Origin of the sequence: Enterobacter sp. AG326 (assembly GCF_004362415.1) — a bacterium.
GTDB lineage: Bacteria > Pseudomonadota > Gammaproteobacteria > Enterobacterales > Enterobacteriaceae > Enterobacter > Enterobacter asburiae.
The window spans coordinates 527,117-546,503 of sequence record NZ_SNXG01000003.1; the positions used below are offsets into that span (position 1 = coordinate 527,117).

Consider the following 19,387-nt stretch of genomic DNA (forward strand, 5'->3'; position numbering starts at 1 on the left):
TCAATTTATGCTTTTGCTGCGTTGTTCTGTACCGGTGCGGTCTGCAGGGTGCGTGCTTTTTCAGCCTCGTCTTCGACCGGGATATCCTCAAACCCTAAAAGCAGGGTCAGAACAAACGACAGCACCACTGCCAGCCCCATCACGCCGAACACCCAGACGATGGTCATCGGGTTGGCCGGGTCGAAGAACTGCACGCTGGTGAACAGCCCCGGTGCCGCCATCGAATGGCTGGCAAGACCGGCCATGCCGGCGACCGCCCCGCAGATAAAGCCGCTGATCAGGCTCGCAATCAGCGGACGTTTCAGACGCACCGCCACGCCGTACAGGGCCGGTTCAGAGATCCCCGCCATAATGGCGGAGGCTGCCGCCGCCAGCGCCGTCTGGCGCAGCTCCGGGTTTTTGGTTTTCCACGCCACCGCCAGCGACGAGCCGCCGAGCGACAGGTTGGCACCGATTTCCGACGGCATCACCATCCCTTCTTTGCCCGTTTCGGCAATGGTCTGAATGATGGTCGGCGTAAACACGCGATGCATCCCGGTCATCACCAGCAGCGGCCAGAGCGCGCCCATGATGGCGACGGAGAGCCAGCCAAGGTAGCCGTGAATGGTGTAGACCAGCGCGGAGATGGCGCTACCGATCCAGATCCCCAGCGGGCCAATCAGCACGATGGCGAGCGGGGCGGCAATCAGCACGATCAGCATCGGCTTGAGGAAGTTTTTCGTCACCGCCGGGGTAATGCGATCCACCCAGCGTTCGATGTATGACAGGCACCAGGTCATCACCAGCGCCGGGATCACCGTGTAGGTGTATTTCACCGCCGTCACCGGAATAAAGGCGAACTCAACGTGCTCTCCCTGCGCGGCTTTCGCCATCAGCTCGATAAAGCTCGGGTGCACCAGCACGCCCGCGATGGCGATGGCCAGCGACATGTTGGTTTTGAATTTCACCGCCGCCGAGGCCGCCACCATCAGCGGCAGGAAGAAGAACGCGCCGTCGCCGATGACGGTCAAGATGGTGAGCGTCGGCGCGCCTTTTGGCAGTACGCCGGTCATCTCGAGGATCATCGCCAGCAGCTTGACCATCGAGCCACCGATGATCGCCGGGATCAGCGGGGACATTGTGCCGATCAGCGCGTCGAGGATCCCGGCGCCAATTCGGCGTAAGGTCATCTTCTGCGGACCTTCCGGTACTGCGGGCTGCAGGTCCGTGGGCAGCAGGCTCACCACTTCGCGGTACGCCTGTGAAACCGTATTGCCAATAATGACCTGGCACTGGTTGTCGTTGCGCACTATGCCGAGGACGCCGCTGATGCTTTTCAGGCGCGCTGCGTCGGTCAGGCTTTCGTCTTTCAGTACGAAACGCAGACGCGTCATGCAGTGGGTGACGGCGACGATGTTCTCTTTGCCGCCCAGCGCGCTGATAACGTCGTTCGCCAGCGCAGCGTAATTTTTGGCCATCGGATGTGATCCTGTTATTGTTGTGAGACATGTAGGAAACCGGTTCCACATAATCATCATGAGTTTCTGTGAATGAAACAAGATCGCTTTTTAACCATTTTTTCGTTTCGTGATGCAGATCGCAATGGAGTATCGAAAGCGTGATTTCACCGCTGCGACAATTTTTTTGCAGTGCAGTACACTGCGCTCCATCAGATTCAGACGGAATAATAATATGACCACGATGCTTGAAGTGGCGAAGCGGGCAGGCGTTTCGAAAGCCACGGTGTCCCGGGTGCTGTCGGGAAATGGCTACGTCAGCCAGGAGACCAAAGACCGGGTGTTTCAGGCCATTGAAGAGAGCGGCTATCGCCCGAATTTGCTGGCGCGAAACCTGGCAACCAAACGTACCCAGACGCTGGGACTGGTGGTGACTAACACCCTCTATCACGGCGTCTACTTTAGCGCACTGCTGTTTCACGCCGCGCGCATGACGGAAGAAAAGGGGCGGCAGCTGATCCTCGCGGACGGCAAGCACAGCGCGGATGAAGAGCGCGAGGCGATCCAGTACCTGCTCGATATGCGCTGCGACGCGGTGATCATCTATCCGCGTTTCCTGAGCGTGGAAGAGATGGACGAGATCGTTGAAAAGTGCGAGCAGCCCATAATGGTGCTCAACCGCCGCCTGCGGAAAAACAGCAGCCACTGCGTGTGGTCAGATCATAAAGCCTCCAGCCAGGAGGCGGTGTCGCAGCTGATTGCGAAAGGGCACCGGGAGATCGCGTTTATCACCGGCTCGCTGGATTCTCCCACCGGGGTTGAGCGTCTCTCCGGCTACAAGGACGCGCTGGCGCAGCACGGTATTCCGCTGCGCGAGGGCCTTATTGCGCAGGGGAAGTGGAACCCCGCCAGCGGCGCGGCGGCGGTTTCCGAACTGCTTGCACGCGGCGAACGCTTTACGGCGCTGGTGGCGAGTAATGACGATATGGCAATCGGCGCCATGAAGCAGCTGCACGACAGCGGCGTGGCCGCGCCGGACGCGGTGTCGGTGATCGGTTTTGACGACGTGGCCATCGCGCCCTACATCGTGCCGTCGCTTTCCAGCGTGCGTATTCCGGTGACGGAGATGATTAAAGAGACCATCAGCCGCCTGATCTTCATGCTCGACGGGGGTGAGTTTAAGTATCAGCTAACCTTCTCCGGCGAACTTATCCTGCGCGACTCCGTTATTGACGGCCCGCACCGCTGATGTCGACAGCTGTCATCGTCATAAGTGACGATGACAGCGCCGCCGTAATTTTTAAATTCATATAAAATCAATAAGTTAATTATTGGCACGGTTTATGAATATCTCCGCGCATAACTGTAATGCTGGAGAAGCAGATGAACCGTTTTATTATGGCCGATGCCAGTAAGTGTATTGGTTGCCGTACCTGTGAAGTGGCGTGCGTGGTTTCCCATCAGGCGGAGCAGGACTGCGCCTCGCTCACCCCTGACACCTTTTTGCCGCGTATCCACGTCATCAAAGGCGTGAATATTTCTACCGCCGCCATCTGTCGCCAGTGCGAAGACGCACCGTGCGCGAACGTCTGCCCGAACGGGGCGATTAAACGTGAGAAAGGCTTTGTGCACGTAATGCAGGAGCGCTGCATTGGCTGCAAAACCTGCGTGGTCGCCTGCCCGTACGGCGCGATGGAGGTGGTTGTTCGTCCGGTAGTACGCAACAGCGGCATGGGGCTGAGCGTACGTGCGGAGAAAGCAGAAGCCAACAAATGCGATCTTTGCTATCACCGCGACGCGGGTCCGGCCTGCATGGAAGCCTGCCCGACGCACGCGCTGGTCTGCGTGGATCGCGACAAGCTTGAGCAGATGAGTGCCGAAAAGCGCCGTCGCGCGGCATTCGACACGTCGTCATCGCTGCTGTTCTGATCCGCCATGAGCAGTAACGGTATCCAGCTGCGCGTGCGCGGTAAGGTGCAGGGCGTGGGGTTTCGCCCCTTCGTCTGGCAGCTGGCGCAGGCGCTTCAGTTGACCGGTGACGTCTGCAATGATGGAGAGGGCGTGCTGGTGCGCCTCGCGGGTAATGGGGGGGCCTTTACCGCGAGGCTGCATCAGGACTGCCCACCGCTGGCACGCATTGACCACGTTGAAACGCAGCCGTTTACGTGGGCGCAGGTGCCGGAGGACTTTACAATCCGCCACAGCGCGGGCGGGACGATGGACACGCAGATTGTCCCCGATGCCGCGACCTGTCCGGCGTGCCTGGCTGAAATGCGCGACCCCGGCGAGCGCCGCTATCGCTATCCGTTCATCAACTGCACGCACTGCGGGCCGCGGTTTACCATTATCCGCGCGATGCCCTATGACCGTCCGGCCACGTCAATGGCCGCATTTCCCCTCTGCGTGCCGTGCGAAGCGGAGTACCGTAACCCTGCTGACCGCCGCTTTCACGCCCAGCCCGTAGCCTGCCCGGACTGCGGGCCAGCGCTGGAATGGCGCGCGGGCGACAACACCGCTGCCCGTGAGGGTGCGCTGAGCGCGGCGGTGGCGATGCTGAAAAGCGGCGGCATAGTCGCGGTCAAAGGGCTGGGCGGTTTTCATCTCGTCTGCGACGCGCGTAATCCGCAGGCGGTCGCGACGCTTCGGGCCCGCAAGCAGCGTCCCGCGAAGCCGCTGGCGGTGATGATCCCAAATGCGGACGGCGTGCCGGAGGCGATCCAGACGCTGTTACGCTCCTCCGCAGCGCCGATTGTGCTGACCCCAAAAGCCTCGCTTCCCGGGTTTCCCGAAGGGATTGCTCCGGGGCTCGATTGTATTGGCATTATGCTTCCCGCTAACCCGCTGCAACACCTGCTGATGATGGACTGCCAGCGCCCGCTGGTGATGACTTCCGGCAACCTCAGCGGCAGACCGCCTGCCATGACCAACCAGCAGGCGCTGGATGAACTCGGCGACATCGCGGACGGCTTCCTGCTGCACAACCGCGATATCCTGCAACGAATGGATGATTCAGTGATGGATCGGGACGGCGCGATGCTTCGCCGCGCGCGCGGTTTTGTGCCGGATGCCGTCGCGTTGCCTGCGGGTTTTGAGAATATCCCCGCCATGCTATGCACCGGCGCGGAGATGAAAAACACCTTCTGCCTGGTGCGTGGCAGCCAGGCGGTGCTGAGCCAGCATTTTGACGATCTCGGTAACGAGGGCGTCGAAGCACAGTGGCGCGGCGCGCTCTCGACGATGCAGGACATCTACGCCTTCCAGCCTGAGCGCGTGGTGTGCGATGCCCATCCGGGCTATCGCACACAACAATGGGCGCAGGCGCAGGGGCTGCCGGTCGAAACCGTGCTCCATCATCACGCCCACGCGGCGGCGTGCCTGGCGGAGAACGGCTGGCCGCGTGAGGGCGGCGACGTTATCGCCCTGACGCTGGACGGGATCGGCATGGGCGAGAACGGCGCGCTGTGGGGCGGGGAGTGCCTGCGGGTGAGCTATCTCGCGTGCGAGCGTCTGGGCGGGCTGCCTGCCGTTGCGCTGCCGGGGGGCGATCTGGCGGCGCGGCAGCCGTGGCGCAACCTGCTCGCCCACTGCCTGGCGTTTGTCCCTGACTGGCAGCAGTACCCGGAAACGCGCGCGGTTCAGCGTCAAAACTGGCCGCTGCTGGCAACGGCGATCCGGCGCGGCATCAACGCGCCGCAGGCCTCGTCCTGTGGTCGCCTGTTTGATGCGGTCGCCTGCGCGCTGGGTATTGAAACCCAATCCTGGGAAGGTGAAGCGGCCTGCCGGCTGGAAGCGCTGGCCTCGCAGTGCGCGGGCGTCGACCATCCGGTGACGTTGTCTGTCGATAACCTCGCGCTTTTCTGGCAGCAGTGGCTGGCCTGGCAGGCGGATCCCTGCGAGCGCGCGTGGGCGTTTCACGACGCGCTGGCAAAAGGGCTGGCGGAACTCGCCGCGCTCCATGCCCGACGCCTGTCGCTGTCGACAATCTGTCTCAGCGGCGGCGTGCTGCACAACCGTCTGCTGCGCGCGCGCCTGCGTCATTATCTTTCTGACTTTACGCTTCTTTTTCCTTCGCGCCTGCCCGCAGGTGACGGAGCGATCTCCTTCGGGCAGGCGGCGATCGCCGCCGCCCGGTCATGTTCACAAAGGACTTAAAATGTTACGACTCTTACGCAATGAACCTCGCGCCGCGCTTCTGCTGCTGGCTCTGGTAATGGCAAACCTGCTGGCCTGGGGATGGGCATGGCACGCCTTTAGCGGCAGCACGGCGCTGATGGCCGCCAGCCTGCTGGCGTGGTGCTACGGGCTGCGTCACGCGGTGGACGCTGACCACATTGCGGCCATTGATACCGTGACGCGTAAGATGATGCAGCAGGGCAAACGTCCGTCCGGCGTGGGGGCGTGGTTCTCGCTGGGGCACTCCACCATCGTGGTGCTGGCCTCCATTGCTATCGCCGCGACCGCGACGGCGTTTCAGAAAAACATGGAATGGTTCCACGAAACCGGCAGCCTGATCGGCACCGCGGTTTCCGCCACCTTCCTGCTGGCGATGGCGCTGGTGAACATGGTGATCCTGCGCGGCGTCTGGCGCAGTTTTCAGGCGCTGAAACAGGGCAGGCCCGTGCAGGGCGACATCACGCTCCCTGCCCAAAGCGGCGTCATGAACTGGCTGTTTGGCAAAACCTTCCGCCTGGTGAATAAAAGCTGGCAGATGTACCTGGTCGGTTTCCTGTTTGGCCTCGGCTTTGACACGGCCACCGAGATTGGCGTGCTGGGGATCTCTGCCGCCAGCGCGTCAAGCGGGATGTCGGTGTGGTCAATCATGGTCTTCCCGGCGCTCTTCGCCAGCGGTATGGCGCTGGTGGATACCCTCGATAACCTGTTGATGGTTGGTGCCTACGGCTGGGCGTTCAACAAGCCGCAGCGCAAGCTCTACTACAACATGACCATCACCGGCACCTCCGTGGTGGTGGCGCTGTTTATCGGCGGGCTGGAAGCGCTGGGTCTGCTGATGGACAAATTTGCCCTCAGCGGCGGCGTGTGGGATCTGATTGGCGCGGTCAACGACAACCTGGGCAACGCCGGGTTTGTGGTGGTCGGGCTGTTTGTCGCCTGCTGGCTGATCTCCATGGTCAACTACCGCTGGCGCGGCTACGACGCGCTGGTGGTACGTTCCTGAACCGGCTACTGCACGGCGCAACCTCCGCGTCTTCCTCAATGGCTGGCGCATAGCGGCATACCGATAAAAAAGTTGCTGAAAATGTAGGACTTTTGCGGAATAAATATATTCCGCATTCTTCTCTTGTGTGAAATAACGATAAAGATAATTGAGTTATTTATAAAAATTCGCCATGATTTGCCTCCTGCTGATGATGTTTTTTCAGACTGATTCGGCTGCAAATAATAAAACAGGATGATGTTTTTAAGCTGTTTCATATTAAAGTATTTACGAAAATAATAAATAAGGGATTGATGGCGATGATATATCTGCTTTGCATTTATTTGATGAATAGAATGCGTAAGAAAAAGCCCCTGAATATCGGGGCGGTGAATAATAAAATTCAAAGGTTAAGTCAGCGTAGACTCGTTGTTGGCCGGGTAAACGAAGCGCGGCCCGGCAACGCGAGTGTTAAGCAGGTAACAGTTTCAGCAGAGCGAAAGCCTCCTTCATCCGGTCTTCACTAACCACAAAAGCGCGAATCTGACCCTCGTTATCCGCGCCGCGCGCGACCATTCCCTGCGGTTCGAGGGTAATTTGCCAGTTCAGCTCCTGACGCTGCGTTTCACCAGCAAGATGCAGCGGTAATTCCGGCGTTTTGACTTTAATCAGCATGGCGGGTAATTTCAGCGGCGCGCTGCCGCCGAGCAGGTTTTTCGCCAGATACATCGCGCTTAATTGAATTGGCTGTAAAAATGGCAGTACCTGACCGTTAATTTCAGCGCAGTCACCTAACGCGTAAATATCGGGCTGCGTGGTTTGCAGGTAGCTATTTACCTTCACGCCACGCTGTATTTCGGCGCCTGCGCGATGCGCCAGCGCGGTTTCCGGGCGCAGGCCCGTTGCCGCGATTACCACATCTACCTCAACGCAGCGGCTGCGGTCGAGCGTGGCACGAATGCCGCCTTCGGTTTTGCTCAGGCTTTGCAGCTGCGATTTCAACAGCAGATGCACCCCCATGTCGGTCAGGCGATGCTGTAAGCGACTGCTTACTTCTGCTGGCATCAGCGACGACAGAATACTTGCCGCGTGGTCGACCAGAGTCACGGATTTACCCGCCCGGCAGAAATCCATCGCCAGCTCGGTGCCTATCAGCCCGCCGCCGACAATCATCACGCGCTGTGCGTCGCGAAGCGCCGTTTCGCTGGCCTGATACTCCTGCTGGCTGTTGAGGGTGATCGTCAGCTCGCGGCCTTCAACCGGCGGCACAAACGCAGAGGCACCCGTGGCCAGCACCAGTCTGTCGTACTGCCAGGTTTTCTCTTTTGCTTTCACCACGTGGGCGGCAGCGTCGATGTCGGTGACCCAGGTGTACGGGAACAGACGCAGGTTAAACTGTTCCGCGAACTCCCCCGCCGTTTGGCGGGTGAGGTCTTCGGCGCGCTGATTCTGGCTAATGACGTGGCTTAGATCGGGCTTGTTGTACTCGTCCATGCTGTCGGCGGCAATCACCGTCAGCGGCACGCTGGCATCCTGCTTGCGGATGTTTTTCACCAGCTGGCGGGCGGCAAAGCCCGAGCCGATGATGACGATACCATTGTTCATTTTGCCTCCGTACCCAGTTCGTCAAAAACGTCTTTACCGAGGGAACATTCCGGGCAGAGGAAGTTGTCCGGCACGTCGCGCCACGGCGTGCCCGGGGCAACATCCTGTAGCGGTTCGCCCAGTTCAGGATCGTAAATCCACTGGCAGACGCTGCACTGCATGCGCGGGCCGAGATCGGCGCCTGCCGCGGCGGCACAGGCGCAGGCTTCCTGCTGTTCGGTGGGTTTGGCTGCCGCTTCCGGCAGCGGAGCGAGCGCCCACTGACGTGCAATGTCGCGGCCGTGCTGGCGGCAGATTTCGAGCGCGTCGATATCCGGCCGCCATTTCGCTTTCAGGCTGAGGGACATCTCAAAACCGGCATCCTGCAGGCGAGTAGACAGACGGTCTACCGCGCCGCCGCTCCAGCCGTGGGAGCCAAAGGCGCTGGCGCGCTTGTTGCGAAAACGCAGGCCGGTCATCTCTTCTACCAGACCGGCAATTTTCGGCATCATCACGTTGTTCATGGTGGAGGTGCCCACCAGCACGCCCTTAGAGCGGAACACGTTGGTCAAAACCTCATTCTTATCGCTGCGCGCCACGTTGAAGATTTTCACCGCCACGTTGGGGTCCACTTCGTTGATGCCCTGGGCAATGGCGTCCGCCATCATGCGGGTATTATTGGACATGGTGTCGTAGAAAATAGTAATGCGGTCTTCCTGATAGTCCGCCGCCCACTTCAGGTACAGCTCCACAATCTGGGTTGGGTTCTCACGCCACACTACGCCGTGGGAGGTGGCAATCATGTCCACCGGCAGGTTAAAGCCGAGGATCTCGGTGATTTTTGGCGTCACCAGACGGCTGAACGGGGTCAGGATGTTGGCGTAGTAGCGCTGACACTGCTCGAAGAGTTCGGTCTGGTCCACTTCGTCGTTGAACAGGCGCTCGTCGCAGTAGTGCTGGCCGAAGGCGTCGTTGCTGAACAGCACCGCGTCGCCGGTCATGTAGGTCATCATGCTGTCCGGCCAGTGGAGCATCGGCGTTTCCACGAAGATCAGCTGCTTGCCGTTGCCGATATCCAGCGCGTCGCCGGTTTTCACGGTGTGGAAGTTCCACTCCGGATGGTGGTGATGGCCGTTGATCGAGTCGATGGCGTTGGTGGTGCAGTAGATAGGCGTGTTCGGAATGTAAGACATCAGCTCGGTCAGCGCACCGGCGTGATCTTCTTCCGCGTGGTTGATGACGATGTAGTCGATGGCGTCCAGGTCGATTTCACTGCGCAGGTTCTGCACAAACTCGCGGCTGAACTTGTGATCGACGGTATCGATCAGCACGTTTTTTCCTTCGCGGATGAGATAGCTGTTGTAGCTGCTGCCGCGCAGCGTTTTGTATTCCGTCCCGTGGAAATCGCGCACTTCCCAGTCACGTTGACCCACCCAATGAATGTTATTTTTAACCAGAATAGACATAGCAACCTCTACGTAATACAGCATTTTCAAATAAGATGGTTTGCCTATATCAAGTTGCGTGCCAGTTTTTAATTTATTGATTTTACTTAATTAATATTTTTATGATCCGTAATGAGTAGTCATTATGACTATCAAAATTAGTGTCAATATGACAATATGCATTGTCAAAATGACAGCGAGGTCACTATGAGCTTTTCCGTAGACGTGCTGGCGAAGATCGCCATTGAGCTGCAGACCGGTATCGGCCATCAGGACCGCTTTCAGCGGCTGATCTCCACGCTGCGCCACGTGCTTGAGTGCGATGCGTCCGCGCTGCTGCGCTACGAGGGGCGGCAGTTTATTCCGCTGGCTATCGACGGGCTGGCGAAGGACGTGCTCGGACGGCGTTTTACCCTTGAGGGCCATCCGCGTCTGGAAACCATCGCCCGCGCGGGTGACGTGGTGCGCTTCCCGGCGGACAGCGACTTGCCCGACCCGTACGACGGGTTGATTCCCGGACAGGAGAGCCTGAAGGTGCACGCCTGTATCGGCCTGCCGCTGTTTGCCGGACAAAACCTGATTGGCGCACTGACCCTCGACGGCCTGTCGCCGGACCAGTTCGACACCTTTAGCGACGAAGAGCTGCGCCTGATTGCCGCCCTGGCCGCCGGGGCGCTAAACAATGCCCTGCTGATTGAACAGCTGGAGAGCCAGAACATTCTTCCCGGCAGCCCGGCGGCGTTTGAGCAGGTGACGCACACGGAGATGATCGGCCTTTCTCCGGGCATGGCGCAGCTCAAAAAAGAGATTGAGATTGTCGCCGCCTCAGATTTAAACGTGCTGATCTTCGGGGAAACCGGCACCGGTAAGGAGCTGGTCGCGAAGTCCATTCACGAAGCGTCGCCGCGCGCGGTGAACCCGCTGGTGTATCTCAACTGCGCCGCGCTGCCGGAAAGCGTGGCGGAAAGCGAGCTGTTTGGTCACGTTAAAGGGGCGTTTACCGGGGCCATCAGCAACCGCAGCGGTAAGTTCGAAATGGCCGATAACGGCACGCTGTTTCTGGATGAAATCGGCGAGCTCTCCCTGTCGCTGCAGGCCAAGCTGCTGCGCGTGCTGCAGTACGGCGACATCCAGCGCGTGGGGGATGACCGCAGTCACAGAGTGGACGTTCGCGTGCTGGCGGCCACTAACCGCGACCTGCGTGAAGCGGTGCTGGCAGGGCAGTTTCGCGCCGACCTGTTTCATCGCCTGAGCGTGTTCCCGCTTACCGTGCCGCCGCTGCGCGAGCGCGGGGATGACGTGGTGCTGCTGGCGGGCTTTTTCTGCGAGCAGTGCCGCCTCAGGATGGGGCTTTCCCGCGTGGTGCTGAGCCCGGGTGCGAGGTCGCATCTGCTGAGCTACGGCTGGCCGGGCAACGTGCGCGAGCTGGAGCACGCGATCCACCGCGCGGTAGTGCTGGCGCGGGCGACGCGTTCGGGTGACGAGGTGGTGATCCACGCGCGGCATTTTGCGCTGCAGGATGAAACCGCACCGGCAATCGCCCAGGTAGTACCCGAGATAACGAATGAAAATCTGCGCGAAGCCACGGAGGCGTTTCAGCGTCAGATGATTACCCGCGCGCTGGAGCAGAATAACCGCAGCTGGGCGGCGTGCGCGCGGGCGCTGGAGATGGACGTCGCCAACCTGCACAGGCTGGCGAAGCGTCTGGGACTGAAGGGTTAGATAATCCCGGCCTGATAGAAATCCTGCAGGTTGATGGCGCCGCACAGCCTGCCGGCATCATCCACCACCGGCGCGGCGGTGATTTTGCGCTTCATCAGTACCTCTTTGGCCTCAATGGCGCGGCTCTCGGCGTTGAGCGTCAGCCCGCCTTTGGTCATGGCGTCCGACACGTTGGTTTCCAGCCTGCCGCCGCCCACCAGCCAGCGGCGCAGGTCGCCGTCGGTGAACACGCCCTTGACGCTCCCGTTGTCATCGCATACCGCAACCAGCCCCAGACCGGTGCGGCTGAGTTCCAGCATCGCGTCCATGACGCTGGTATCGAGTTTGACCTGCGGAATGGCATCGTTGGTGCGCATCAGGTGGTGAACCTTGTTGAGCAGGCGTGCGCCGAGCGCGCCCGCAGGATGCGAACGGGCGAAATCTTCTTCGTTAAAGCCGCGCGCCTGCATCACCGCCATTGCCAGCGCGTCGCCCATCATCAGGGTGTTAACGGTGCTGGAGGTTGGGGCGAGGTGCATCGGACAGGCTTCGCGCTCAACGGAAATATCCAGCGTCGCTTTGGCGGCCAGCGCCAGCGGCGAGCGGGATTTCCCGGTCATCGCCAGCAGGGCGACCGATTTTTCCTGCAGGCGCGGAATAATCAGGTCCAGCTCTTTGGCCGAACCGGAGTAGGAGATAAACAGCATCACGTCGCGGCTTTCAATCATCCCCAGATCGCCGTGCAGCGCCTCTGCCGGATGCACGAAGAACGCCGGGGTGCCGGTGCTGGCGAGCGTCGCGGCAATCTTTTTGCCGATATGGCCGGATTTACCGATGCCCGCCACGATCACTTTGCCTTCGCAGTGGATAATGGTGTTGGCGGCGCGGACAAAATCCTCGCCCAGACGTTCCGGCAGGCGGCTGGCTTCCTGCAGTTCCAGCATCAGCGTCTGGCGGCCCGTTTCTAACAGAAAATCACTCATCTCTTTCTCCGGTTACGATCACGTCGATTCCTTTCTCTTCCAGCGCTTTCCTGAACGCCGGGTCGATACCCGCGTCGGTAATCAGCTTATCAACGCTTTCAAGGCTACAGACAATGTTGGGGCTTTTGCGGCCAAACTTCGACGAGTCTGCCATCAAAATCACTTCCCGCGCGGCGTTGCACATCGCTTTACTGACGCTGAATACCTCGTTGAAGGTCGTAACGCCCGCGTTCAGGTCGATGCCGTCGGTGCCCATAAACAGTTTATCAAAGCTGAAGTATTCGAAGGCATTCTCCGCCAGCTGGCCGTGAAACGACGCCGATTTTTTGCGGAAGGTGCCGCCGGGCATCAGGATGGTCTGCTCGCTGTCGAACTCCGACAGGGCGTTGACGATGTGCAGGCTGTTGGTCATCACCGTGATGTTGTTAAAGCGGCTGAGCAGCGGGATCATCTGCAGGACGGTGCTGCCTGCATCCAGAATGATGGAATCGCCATCGTGGATAAATTTGACGGCGGCTTCGGCAATCAGCGCTTTCTGGTGGGTATTGATCAGCGTTTTGTGATCGATAGGCGGGTCGGCTTCGTCCTTATTGAGCACCACGCCGCCGTAGGTTCGAATGACGGCGCCAGAGTTTTCAAGCAATACCAGGTCCTTGCGTATTGTCGTGCCGGTGGTGTCAAAGTAGTGGGCCAGATCCTCTACCGAGCATTTTCCCTGTTTTTGCAGATGCTCGAGAATGGCCGCCTGCCGCTGACGAGGTTTCATAGGCGCTTCGTTCCTTAGGTTGCGAAATGATAATTTCGCAAGTCTATAGCTTTCACAACGAAATTATCCATGTTTCAGATTAAGCGCTAATGATAGTGCATTCTGACAGAGTGGATCATGGGGAAAGATCACATCAGGCCGTAATTCCTGCAGCGAAATGCCGTCGATTGCCTGGATTTTCGCCGGGCGGGCGAAGACGGTTATACCGCGCATGACGAGCGAATCGCAGACGCGGTTGTTTTCATCCAGCGCAATCGCCACCACTACGCGCGGCTTAAATCGGCCGCCGGACCGCCCGACGCCCACGCGGCCTTTCTGGCACAGGGCATCAAACGCCCGGTTAAACTGGTGGATCTGCCAGCCGCCAAACGCCATCTGGCAAATCCAGGCGAGGGCGGCGACGGTGATGAGTGCGGTGACCATATCGGCTCCTTGTTTTGTTCCCTCTCCCGGTGGGAGAGGGCTGGGGTGAGGGCATCAGGCCGCTCGATCAGAACATCACCTGCCCGCCGGTCACGTTAATCGACTGCCCGGTGCAGTACGAGGCTTTCGGGCTGGCGTAAAACAGCAGCATGTTCAGCACGTCCTGATAATCGCACCCGCGCTTCAGCGGCACTTTATCGATGTAGTACTGCTCCACTTCCTCGGCCTTGATGCCGAGCTTGGTGGCGTACTGCGGCAGCAGGGACTGGAACATCGGTGATTTCAGCAGGTTGCCCAGCATCAGCGAATGCACGGTAATGCCGTACTCGGCCAGATCCAGCGCCAGAGACTGCGTTAGCCCCACGCCGCCAAACTTCGCCGCGCTGTAGCCGGAGTTATGCTTGCTGCCCACTTTCCCTGATTTGGAGTTGATCTGAATGATGCGCCCCTGAACGCCGTCGCGGATCATCAGACGGGAAAACTCGCGGGCGCAGAGGAAATAGCCCACCAGGTTCACCTGCAGCGAACGGTCAAAATCCCCCAGCTCGAAATCGCTGATAAAGGCCGCTTTCGCAATCCCCGCGCTGTAGACCAGCAGGTCGGTACGCCCAAAAATCTCGTCCACGCCGCGGGCCAGCGCCATTACGCTCTGCTCGCTGGTGGCGTCGGCACCAAACCCGTACGCCATCCCTTCACCAAACTCGGTGTTAATGGTATCCGCCACGCGGGCGGCTTTTTCACTCTGAATGTCCACTACCGCCACGCGGTAACCCTCTGCGGCAAGCCCACGGCAGAGGAACTCGCCTAAGGTTTGTCCTCCACCAATGACAACGGCAACCTGACTCATGTGTTTCTCCTTAATTACGCAACAAATTTTAACGTGCAGCCTGGGGTGACAGCCTGTGGAACCGGGCCCGTTACGTGAACCGTGCCGGGATATTCGGCCTGCGGCTGGCCGTCGAAACGCAGGGTGATGTGCCCCAGCTCGCGCAGATTTTGCTCGGCCACGTCGCCCACGGCGGTGACGGCATAGCGCGCCTCGCCCAGCTCCAGCTGGCTTCCTGCCTTCAGCTCGCCCTTCAGCTCGCCGTGGCAGTGGATAAAACAAAACTCTTCGATATCCGCCGGGGCGCCTTCGCGGAAGGTAATCAGCATCTGGTCGCTCAGCGCGTCGGCCGCGCTCTGGCCGATGCGGGTAATGGTGGTCTGGTAAATGACGGTCATCGCAGGAACCTCTTATTGATAAATAAAGCCGGAGACAAACCAGGCAATCAGCACCGTCGGCGCGCCCGTCAGGAAGCGGCTGACCAGCACGGACGGCACGCCCACGCGCACGGTGTCCTGGCGCGCTTCCGCCAGCGACAGCCCAACGGGGATGAAGTCGCACGCCGCCTGGGCGTTAATGGCAAACAGGGCGGGCAGGGCGAGGTGCGGAGGGATGTTCCCCAGACCAATCTGCACGCCAATCAGCACGCCGATGACCTGGGCAATCACCGCGCCCGGGCCGAGGAACGGCGACAGCAGCGGGAAGGAGCAGATCAGCGCCAGCGTCACCAGCCCGAGCGGATGGCTGGCGAGCGGGGCGAGGCCGTGGGCAATCCAGTCGCCCAGGCCGGACGCCATGATGATGCCGATCAGCGCCGAGACGAACGCCATAAACGGCAGGATGGTTTTCAGCACCGTGTCGATGGTGTCGCGCCCGGACTGGAACAGCACCGCCACGGCGGAACCCATGCCCATCCCGACTTTCGCCAGCAGGCCGTCGCTCTGCTCGGTGATTTTCTTGCTGGTGTCGTACTCGCGCGGGGCCGCTTTTTGCGGCGCGGCAGTGCCATTCACCAGCGTGATGTTGTCCTCCTTCACGCCTGAGACGTAAATGTCCTCAAGAATGTACTGCGCCAGCGGGCCGGATTTTCCGGTGGAGTGAATATTCACCGTCGGAATGCGGCGCTTCGGATAGATACCGCAGCGCAGCGTGCCGCCGCAGTCGATCACCGCCACGCCGATTTCCGCTTCCGGCGGCTCGCCTTCCTTGAAGCCGTCGACCGCTTCCCAGCCGGTCAGCTCGCGCAGCCTGTCTACGATTGCCGGGCGCGTGCCTGCGGTGATGTAGACGATCTTTTTGCCTTCGGTGGCGTCGAACTCCAGCGGGCCGCCCCAGCCGCCCGTGCCTTTCTCAATGCGGATCCGGTTCATGCTGTGGCTCCTGAAAGATGGACTTTCTGTTCAAGCTGGATGCCCATTTTTTTCTCAAAAATGGCGGTGGTGAGGTCGGTCACCCAGCCGCGGAAGAAGTTGGTGACCAGGCCGACCAGCAGATAGCTCACCGCCAGCGGGCCGAGCGGCAGGCCAAGGGTGGTGAGGCCGCTGGCGATCCCGAGATAGACGAACAGCTCGCCGGGGTTGATGTGCGGGAACAGGCCGTTCATGGAATGGCAGCTGTAGGAGGCGGCGGCGTAGTAGCTTGGCTTGTACTTTTCCGGCATGAAGCGACCGAGGCTTAAGGTCATCGGGTTGCAGAACACGAAGGTACCGATGAACGGCAGTACCAGATAGCGGGACAGCGGATTCCCGGCACAGCGCTGGGCGAAGCGTTCAATGCGCTGCTGGCCGATAAAGTTAATCAGCGCGTTCATGATCACCAGCAGGCTGATCAGCAGGGGCAGGATCCCGGTCACCATGCCGGTGAACACTTCTCCGCCCTTCTGAAACAGCCCGATGAACCACTCGGCGCCGTGGGTGATGGTTTCTATCATTCTTCTCTCCTGTGGGGCTTTTTTGTTTTTGTCTGACTGGGCTAATAATAATCACTTTGAAAGGTTTTAAAGTGTTAGTTAGATCTCACAATGAAAGAAAAATGTATTATTTTGAAAGTTTATTGATGGGATGAATGATTTTCGGTGGAAAAAAGGGCGGATTTGCGTGGGGGAGGTGCGTACCGCTTCCTTGAGGTGTTGCGGATGCTTTACCATACTGGGTTCTTATCGAACCCGTTAAATGGATGTCTCATGTTCAAGCGTCGTTATGCAGCGCTGTTGCCTGCGCTTATTCTGCTGTCTGCCTGTAGTAGCAAACCTAAGACCGAAGCCGTTCAGCAAACGGCGGGCGCGCCTTCCGGAGGATTCCTGCTGGAGCCGCAGCACAATATGATGCAGATGGGCGGCGACTTCGCGAATAACCCGGCGGCCGAGCAGTTCATCGATAAAATGGTGAGCAAGCACGGCTTTGACAGACAGCAGCTGCACGAAATTTTGTCTCAGGCCAAGCGTCTGGACTACGTGCTGCGCCTGATGGACCGGCAGGCGCCGACGGCCCAGGTGCCGAGCGGGCCGAACGGCGCGTGGCTGCGCTACCGCAAACAGTTTATTACCCCGGACAACGTGCAAAACGGCGTGGTGTTCTGGAATCAGTATGAAGATGCGCTCAACCGCGCGTGGCAGGTGTACGGCGTACCGCCAGAAATCATCGTCGGGATCATCGGCGTGGAAACCCGCTGGGGCCGCGTGATGGGTAAAACCCGCATCCTGGATGCGCTGGCTACGCTCTCCTTTAACTACCCGCGCCGCGCGGAGTATTTCTCTTCCGAGCTGGAAACCTTCCTGCTGATGGCGCGCAGCGAGCAGGACGATCCGCTCGATCTGAAAGGGTCGTTTGCCGGCGCGATGGGCTACGGCCAGTTTATGCCGTCCTCCTATAAGCAATATGCCGTCGACTTTAACGGGGATGGTCATATCAACCTGTGGGATCCGGTGGATGCCATCGGCAGCGTGGCGAACTACTTCAAAGCGCACGGCTGGGTGCCGGGCGGCCAGGTTGCCGTTCAGGCAAACGGCGAGGCGTTTGGTCTGGAAAACGGCTTCAAAACCAAATACAGCGTCGCACAGCTGACGGCGGCAGGCTTAACGCCAACCCAGCCGCTGGGCAATGTCGATCAGGTGAGTCTGCTGCGTCTGGATGTCGGGACGGGCTACCAGTACTGGTACGGTTTGCCGAACTTCTACGCCATCACCCGCTATAACCACAGCACCCACTATGCTATGGCGGTGTGGCAGCTGGGGCTGGCGGTGTCTCAGGCGCGCGTGCCGGCGGCGTCGCCGTTTAGTCAGTAAGTCATTTTATTCGCCCTCTCCCCGTGGGAGAGGGCTGGGGTGAGGGCACCCGCGCGCACCTATTTCCTGCAGAAACATTTCGCCACACTCCCTTTTCAAACCCGCCATTTACATCTTAACCGCCTTTAGTTATTGTTATGTTATAACATTTAATTCGGTATCGACATGTCAACGTCCCTTTTTTCTGTGTCTGCTCTGGTTCGGCTTTTGCTGGCGCTGGTGCTTGTTGTCTTTATCGGGCTGGCCGTGCGCTGGGCGGTGGCACTGCCATGATCGTGATGAATGAACTGGTCGCGGGTTATGAACGCCAGCCGATTACGCGGCCCCTCTCGGGCACCATTGAACGCGGAAGCATGACCGCCATTATCGGCGCTAACGGCTGCGGGAAATCCACGCTGCTAAAAACGCTGGCGGGGTTTATTCCTCCCGTCAGCGGCGGCTTCCGCTGGCAGGGTAAGCGACCGGTAATCGGCTGGCTGGCACAGCGTCACGCGCTGGAGGCGCAGTTTCCGCTGACCGTACAGGACGTAGTAAGCATGGGCTGCTGGCCGGGCATTTCGCTTTTTTCCGGGTTTGGTCGCGAAACGCGGCTGCGCATTGCCGGCGCGCTTGAGCGCGTCGGGCTTGAGTCCATGGTGTTATCCACCATCGATGAACTCTCCGGCGGTCAGTTTCAGCGCATGCTCTTTGCCCGCGTCCTGGTGCAGCAGGCGCCGCTGGTGATGCTGGATGAACCCTTTACCGGGGTCGATGAAGCCACCTGCAACGTGCTGATGGATTTGATGCTGGAGATGTATATGCAGGGGCAAACGCTGCTCGCGGTACTGCACGACAGCGAGCGCGTGTCGCGCCATTTCCCGCAAACCCTGCGGCTGGATGCTGACGTTCCCCAGTGGAAAACCGAGCGGGTGAGGGTGGCATGATCTGGCATCTCTTTTTTCAGCCGTTCATTGAGTACGGCTTTATGCGTCGCGCGCTGGTGGTTTGCCTGGCGCTCTCGGTTAGCACCACCGCGCTCGGCGTGTTTCTTCAGCTGCGTCGGATGAGCCTGATGGGCGACGCCCTTTCTCACGCCATTTTGCCGGGTGTCGCCGTGGGGTATTTGCTCAGCGGTATGTCGCTGTTGGCGATGAGTATTGGCGGTTTTATCGCGGGAATTACCGTGGCGCTGCTGGCCGGTCTGGTCAGCCGACGCACGCCGCTGAAAGAAGATGCGAGCTTTGCCGGGTTTTATCTTGGCTCGCTGGCGCTGGGGGTCACGCTGGTGTCGCTGCGCGGGTCGAATGTCGATCTGCTGCATCTGCTGTTTGGCTCCATCCTCGCCGTGGACAACGACGCCGCGCTGTTTGTTACGGGCGTTTGTATGTTCACCCTTATCACGCTGGCGCTGTTTTATCGCGGGCTGGTCACCGAAGCGTTTGATATCGCCTGGCTGCAGGTGAACGCCCGCTGGCTGCCAGGCCTGCTGCACGGACTGTTTCTGGCGCTGCTGGTGCTTAACCTGGTGGCCGGTTTTCAGGTGCTCGGCACGCTGATGGCCGTCGGGCTGATGATGCTTCCGGCCGTGGCGGCACGCTGCTGGGTGCGCACGTTACCTGCCTTACTCCTGATGGCGGGTATCAGCGGTATCTTCTGCGCATGGCTGGGGTTGAGCCTCTCCTGGGCGATGAGCCTACCGGCCGGGCCATCCATCGTGCTCACCGCCAGCGCGCTGTTCTTTATTTCCATTTTACTGGGCACGCGAAGCAGGCTCGCTGGCAGCCTGCGCGCGCTTTTTTAACGCAA

At 59.7% G+C, this 19,387-nt stretch carries 18 protein-coding genes; 8 read left to right on the forward strand and 10 right to left on the reverse strand.

The window, feature by feature from the left end:
- Positions 1-5: 5 nt before the first annotated feature.
- Positions 6-1,457: a PTS cellobiose/arbutin/salicin transporter subunit IIBC gene (gene ascF, locus DFO52_RS14010; protein WP_133550595.1), complete on the reverse strand. Its 1,452-nt coding sequence runs from the start codon at positions 1,455-1,457 to the stop codon at positions 6-8.
- A 214-nt stretch (positions 1,458-1,671) separates the two neighbouring features.
- Between ascF and DFO52_RS14015 the strand changes: the two genes are divergently transcribed.
- From DFO52_RS14015 to DFO52_RS14030, 4 genes are all read left to right on the forward strand, one after another.
- Positions 1,672-2,685 carry a LacI family DNA-binding transcriptional regulator gene (locus tag DFO52_RS14015; RefSeq protein ID WP_133550596.1) on the forward strand — a complete coding sequence of 338 codons (1,014 nt, stop codon included), beginning with the start codon at positions 1,672-1,674 and terminating at the stop codon, positions 2,683-2,685.
- A gap of 134 nt (positions 2,686-2,819) precedes the next feature.
- Positions 2,820-3,365, forward strand: coding sequence for an electron transport protein HydN (hydN, locus tag DFO52_RS14020; protein WP_023308960.1), 546 nt, complete (start codon positions 2,820-2,822; stop codon positions 3,363-3,365).
- 6 nt (positions 3,366-3,371) lie between these two features.
- A complete protein-coding gene (gene hypF / locus DFO52_RS14025; RefSeq protein ID WP_133550597.1) occupies positions 3,372-5,588 on the forward strand; it encodes a carbamoyltransferase HypF in 2,217 nt (738 codons plus the stop codon).
- 1 nt (position 5,589) lies between these two features.
- A complete protein-coding gene (locus DFO52_RS14030; RefSeq protein WP_133550598.1) occupies positions 5,590-6,612 on the forward strand; it encodes a HoxN/HupN/NixA family nickel/cobalt transporter in 1,023 nt (340 codons plus the stop codon).
- A 450-nt stretch (positions 6,613-7,062) separates the two neighbouring features.
- On the opposite strand, the gene norW is transcribed toward DFO52_RS14030, so the two are convergent.
- Positions 7,063-8,196: an NADH:flavorubredoxin reductase NorW gene (gene norW, locus DFO52_RS14035; protein WP_133550599.1), complete on the reverse strand. Its 1,134-nt coding sequence runs from the start codon at positions 8,194-8,196 to the stop codon at positions 7,063-7,065.
- The gene (gene norV, locus DFO52_RS14040; protein ID WP_133550600.1) at positions 8,193-9,641 is read right to left on the reverse strand and encodes an anaerobic nitric oxide reductase flavorubredoxin; all 1,449 of its coding nucleotides are present in this window, start codon (positions 9,639-9,641) and stop codon (positions 8,193-8,195) included. Before norV ends, norW begins: the two co-directional genes overlap by 4 nt.
- Positions 9,642-9,827: 186 nt before the next feature.
- Here norV and norR point away from each other — a divergent pair, with 186 nt between their 5' ends.
- Positions 9,828-11,342, forward strand: a complete 1,515-nt coding sequence (norR, locus tag DFO52_RS14045) for a nitric oxide reductase transcriptional regulator NorR (protein ID WP_133550601.1) — start codon at positions 9,828-9,830, stop codon at positions 11,340-11,342.
- Here the strand turns inward: norR and gutQ are convergent.
- The 7 genes from gutQ to srlA all read right to left on the reverse strand — a co-directional run bounded on the left by gutQ (position 11,339) and on the right by srlA (position 16,249).
- Positions 11,339-12,304 carry an arabinose-5-phosphate isomerase GutQ gene (gene gutQ, locus DFO52_RS14050; protein WP_133550602.1) on the reverse strand — a complete coding sequence of 322 codons (966 nt, stop codon included), beginning with the start codon at positions 12,302-12,304 and terminating at the stop codon, positions 11,339-11,341. The two genes, norR and gutQ, sit on opposite strands and share 4 nt — an antisense overlap.
- Complete coding sequence (locus DFO52_RS14055) at positions 12,297-13,070, reverse strand: DNA-binding transcriptional repressor (protein WP_133550603.1); 774 nt, start codon at positions 13,068-13,070, stop codon at positions 12,297-12,299. The genes gutQ and DFO52_RS14055 overlap by 8 nt, the downstream gene beginning before the upstream one ends.
- 63 nt (positions 13,071-13,133) lie before the next feature.
- Complete coding sequence (gene gutM, locus DFO52_RS14060) at positions 13,134-13,493, reverse strand: transcriptional regulator GutM (protein WP_047646228.1); 360 nt, start codon at positions 13,491-13,493, stop codon at positions 13,134-13,136.
- A 67-nt stretch (positions 13,494-13,560) separates the two neighbouring features.
- Positions 13,561-14,340, reverse strand: coding sequence for a sorbitol-6-phosphate dehydrogenase (srlD, locus tag DFO52_RS14065; protein ID WP_033146371.1), 780 nt, complete (start codon positions 14,338-14,340; stop codon positions 13,561-13,563).
- 14 nt (positions 14,341-14,354) lie between these two features.
- The gene (srlB, locus tag DFO52_RS14070) at positions 14,355-14,717 is read right to left on the reverse strand and encodes a PTS glucitol/sorbitol transporter subunit IIA (RefSeq protein WP_047646227.1); all 363 of its coding nucleotides are present in this window, start codon (positions 14,715-14,717) and stop codon (positions 14,355-14,357) included.
- 12 nt (positions 14,718-14,729) lie between these two features.
- On the reverse strand, positions 14,730-15,689 hold the full coding sequence (locus DFO52_RS14075) for a PTS glucitol/sorbitol transporter subunit IIB (RefSeq protein ID WP_023308950.1): 960 nt from the start codon (positions 15,687-15,689) through the stop codon (positions 14,730-14,732).
- Entirely contained in the window at positions 15,686-16,249 is a 564-nt protein-coding gene (srlA, locus tag DFO52_RS14080) for a PTS glucitol/sorbitol transporter subunit IIC (protein ID WP_023333189.1), read from the reverse strand. The genes DFO52_RS14075 and srlA overlap by 4 nt, the downstream gene beginning before the upstream one ends.
- 252 nt (positions 16,250-16,501) lie before the next feature.
- Between srlA and mltB the strand changes: the two genes are divergently transcribed.
- The 3 genes from mltB (at position 16,502) to DFO52_RS14095 (ending at position 19,382) form a co-directional block, all read left to right on the forward strand.
- Positions 16,502-17,602, forward strand: a complete 1,101-nt coding sequence (mltB, locus tag DFO52_RS14085) for a lytic murein transglycosylase B (RefSeq protein ID WP_183128636.1) — start codon at positions 16,502-16,504, stop codon at positions 17,600-17,602.
- 269 nt (positions 17,603-17,871) lie between these two features.
- Complete coding sequence (locus DFO52_RS14090; RefSeq protein WP_133550604.1) at positions 17,872-18,525, forward strand: ATP-binding cassette domain-containing protein; 654 nt, start codon at positions 17,872-17,874, stop codon at positions 18,523-18,525.
- A complete protein-coding gene (locus DFO52_RS14095) occupies positions 18,522-19,382 on the forward strand; it encodes a metal ABC transporter permease (protein WP_133550605.1) in 861 nt (286 codons plus the stop codon). Before DFO52_RS14090 ends, DFO52_RS14095 begins: the two co-directional genes overlap by 4 nt.
- The last annotated feature ends 5 nt before the right edge of the window (positions 19,383-19,387 follow it).